The following is a 3,866-nucleotide window of genomic DNA, read 5'->3' as shown; positions in this document are numbered from 1 at the left end:
CGGTGTGGCTGCCGGTCGCGAGCGGCACGGCGGCGTCGAGGAAGGACTTGGCCTTCGCGATCACCTTGTCGCCGCGCGCCTTGTTGTAGCCCTTGCCGCTCTCGGACGGATCGTGCGGGATGGCGTCGGTGCCGTAGAAGGCGTCATAGAGCGAGCCCCAGCGCGCGTTCGCCGCGTTCAGCGCATAGCGCGCATTGGTGAGGGGCACGACGAGCTGCGGGCCGCAGATCTTGCCGATCTCCTCGTCCACATTGGCGGTCTCGACCTTCTGCGTCGCCGGCTCCGGGACGAGATAGCCGATCTCCTTCAGGAAGGCGGTATAGGCATTGAGGTCGAACGCCTTGCCCTTGCCCGCGCGGTGCCAGTCGTCGATCTTGGCTTGCAGCGTGTCGCGCACCGCGAGCAGCGCCCGGTTCTTCGGCCCGAGGTCCTTGATGATGGCGACAACCCCGGCCCAGAACGCATCCGGCGCGATCCCCGTTTTCGGGGCCGCTTCCTTGGCGATGAAGTCAAACAGGACGGGAGCGATCTTCAATCCGTGGGCGTCGACGCGTTTCATGATGGTCTTTCTTGTTGGAAATGGCTGTTTTTTGGCTGCTTTTGACCCGACAGCAGCAAAATGCGCTTCAAGGGAGCGGCTTTCGGGGTCCTATTAGCCCCAAAAACGGGGCGGTGAGAAGACCCCCAGGGGTTTGTCAAAATGTCAAGAAAAGGTGCGGGCGGCAGCTCGTTTTACACGATCGAGCCCGACTGCCTGCCACACGCACAAATGCGCTCCCTCCCCCCGTGCGGGGGAGGGCGGGGGAGAGGGGTAGCCCAGGAAAACTTGTGTCCGGAGTCGAGCGGAATTCTTGCTCACATGAGAGAGTGTGCCGTGCGGCACCCCCCTCCCTAACCCTCCCCCGCAAGGGGGGAGCGAACGCACTGCATGCGCGGATGCTGCGAGCGAACCAGCGAAAGCGCGGCCGTCAAATATTCGCGGCGAGATCCACGACTTCGTCGAACAGCACGCCTGATGTCTTCAGCATCTGTTCGATCTCGTCTACCGCCTCGGCGACTGTCCGTGTCGACGTGTCGATCACGAGCTCGGCCGCTTGCGGCGCCTCGTAGTCGTTGCCGATTCCGGTGAACGACGCCAGCGCGCCGGCGCGTGCCTTCTTGTAGTGGCCCTTGGGGTCGCGCTCCTCGCAGACGCCGGCCGGTGTCGCGACATGGATCTCGCGGAACGCGGTGTCGGCGATGCGGCGCGCGGTGGCGCGGTCTTCGCGGGCGGGCGAGACGGCGGCGACGATGGCGATGTGGCCGTTGCGGGCGAGATGCGTCGCGACTTCAGCCAGGCGGCGGATGTTCTCGCTACGGTCGGCAGCGGAGAAGCCGAGATCGTTGTTGAGGCCTGCGCGCAGCGTGTCGCCGTCGAGCAGGATCGGCGAGCCGCCATTGGTGAACAGCCGCCGTTCCAGCGCCTTCGCCAGCGTCGACTTGCCGGAGGCCGGCAGGCCCGTGAGCCAGACCACGGCACCGTTGTGGCGGTAGCGCGCGGAGCGCTCATCCAGCCGCAGCGCCGATTCCACCGGCACGATGTCCACGGGCTCGGCGCGCTGGCCGGCATCGACCGACAGCACGAGGCCGCCACCGGCGATGCGCCCGGAGACCTCGATCACGAGACGTCCGGTACGCGGATTCTCGGTGTAGGGATCGGTGGCAATCGGATTCGAAAGAGAAATGTCGATCTCGCCGACATGGTTGCGGCCGATCGCCTTGTTCTCGACGCTCGACAATTCGCCGGGATCGACCGCCTTCTCGATGGCGACGACGGTGGCGCGGCTTTCCTTCGGTCCGCAGCGGACCAGGAGCTGGTCGCCCTTGGCCAGCGGCTTGTCGTGCAGCCAGAAGATGCGCGCGCGCAGACGGCGCGTCTCGCGCGGGGCACTGCCTGTATGCGCGACGATGTCGCCGCGCTCGATGAACAATTCGCGGTCGAGCGTGATGCCGACCGAGCGGCCCGCGCCCTGACGTCCGGCAATCGGCGTTGCCGGCCAGCTCTCGACCGTCTTGATCCTGGCGATCTTGCCGGCCGGCATGATCACGATCTCGTCGCCGGCAATCAGGCTGCCGGATTCGATGCGGCCCGCCACGATGCGGCGGTCGTCGAACTTGTAGATCGCCTGCACCGGCAGTCGCAGCGCCAGCGCTTCCAGCGGCCGCGCCGGCTCGAGCTGGTCCAGCGCCTCGACCACGGTCGGTCCCTTGTACCAGCCGATGCGGTCGGTGCGCATCGCGACGCCGTCGCCGTCGCGTGCGGAAATCGGGATCACGGCCGTCGGCGTCACGCCGAGGCTTTGCAGATGCGCCGAAATCTCGTCGCTGATCTCCTTGAAACGCTCGGCGGAGAAATCCACGCGGTCCATCTTGTTGACGACGATCGCGACCTGCTTCACGCCGAGCAGATGCAGGAGATAGCCGTGCCGCCTCGTCTGGTCGCGCACGCCCTCGAGCGCGTCGATGATCAGCACCGCGCCGTCGGCCTGCGAGGCGCCGGTGATCATGTTGCGCAGGAATTCGGCATGGCCGGGCGCGTCGATCAGCACGATGTCACGCGAATTGGTGCGGAAGCGGATCTGCGTGGTGTCGATGGTGATGCCCTGGTCGCGCTCGGTCTGGAGCGCGTCGAGCAGGAACGACCATTCGAAGGGCATGCCGCGCCGCGCGCTGACGGCCTTCAGCATCTCCAGCTTGCCGTCGGGCAGGCTGCCGGTCTCGTGCAGCAGGCGGCCGACCAGCGTCGACTTGCCGTGGTCGACATGGCCGACGATGACGATGCGGACCTGCGGGCGCGTAGTGCCGTTCGGGGTCGCGGGCGAAGCGGGGGTGACGATCATGTTCATGGCCGCGTTGCGTCCTGAGGTCAGAGATAGCCGGCGACGCGCAGACGCTCGAAGGCGTCTTCGGTCTCGTGGTCGAGCGCGCGTCCCGCGCGCTCCGGCACCTTGGTCTGCTCGAGCTCGACCAAGATCTCGTCGATGGTCGACGCGGTCGAAACGACCGGGTTGGTGATGTCCTGATCGCCCAGCGAGCGGTAGCGCTTGCCGTTCTGCGACAGATAGAGCGGGATGATCGGGATGTTCTCGCGCTTGGTGTAGGCCCAGATGTCGGCCTCGGTCCAATGCAGGATCGGATGGATGCGCAAATGCGCGCCTTGCGGCGGCGAGGCGTTGAAATGATCCCAGAACTCAGGCGGCTGGTCGCGCACGTCCCAATTGCCTTCGAGGCCGCGCGGCGAGAACACGCGCTCCTTGGCGCGGGTGGCCTCCTCGTCGCGGCGGATGCCGGCGATCAGGCCGTCGAAGCCGTATTTGCCGAGTGCCATCTTGAGACCTTCGGTCTTGCGCGCGGCGGAACGGGCGGCCGGCGGCAGCGTTGGGTCGACGGCATCGATGGGCGGGCAGGGCTCGACGCGCAGGTCGAGATCCCACTCCTTGCCGTAATGATCGCGGAAGCGATACATCTCCGGAAACTTCTTGCCGGTGTCGACATGGAGGGCCGGGAACGGCATGCGGCCGAAGAACGCCTTACGCGCCAGCCAGATCATGACGTTGGAGTCCTTGCCGAGCGACCACAGCAGGGCGATCTTCTTCAGGCGGGCGAAGGCCTCGCGGAAAATGTAGATGCTCTGCGCCTCGAGCTGGTCCAGATGGTCCATGCTGGGCGCAACATCAGCAGAAAATTCTTGCGAGCCCGAGCGTCCGATGAGGGCGGGGCTGCTCACTCCGACAGCTGCGGAATCGTCCTTGAGAAGATGCATCGCTGCCACTATGCGTTTGGAGGCGTAAATTCTAGAGTTGCAGCGCTGAAGAGAAGAAAAAATT

2 protein-coding genes and 1 pseudogene are annotated in these 3,866 nt (G+C 65.8%); all 3 read right to left on the bottom strand.

The window, feature by feature from the left end:
- Window positions 1-559, bottom strand: a pseudogene (locus AC1D00_RS30980) (malate synthase G); the annotation flags it as partial.
- Between the two features lie 409 nt (window positions 560-968).
- Window positions 969-2,885, bottom strand: coding sequence for an adenylyl-sulfate kinase (gene cysC, locus AC1D00_RS30975; protein WP_477013271.1), 1,917 nt, complete (start codon window positions 2,883-2,885; stop codon window positions 969-971).
- Between the two features lie 20 nt (window positions 2,886-2,905).
- Window positions 2,906-3,700, bottom strand: coding sequence for a sulfate adenylyltransferase subunit CysD (cysD, locus tag AC1D00_RS30970; protein ID WP_027544222.1), 795 nt, complete (start codon window positions 3,698-3,700; stop codon window positions 2,906-2,908).
- Window positions 3,701-3,866 lie beyond the last annotated feature (166 nt).

It is taken from the genome of Bradyrhizobium sp. P2_E8, assembly GCF_056403875.1.
This window is presented reverse-complemented; position numbering and strand designations above follow the sequence as displayed.

What these genes read in the sequence shown, in the direction of transcription:
- cysC (WP_477013271.1), bottom strand. Translation starts at nt 2,885, where the DNA reads ATGAACATGATCGTCACCCCCGCTTCGCCCGCGACCCCGAACGGCACT.
- cysD (WP_027544222.1), bottom strand. Translation starts at nt 3,700, where the DNA reads ATGGACCATCTGGACCAGCTCGAGGCGCAGAGCATCTACATTTTCCGC.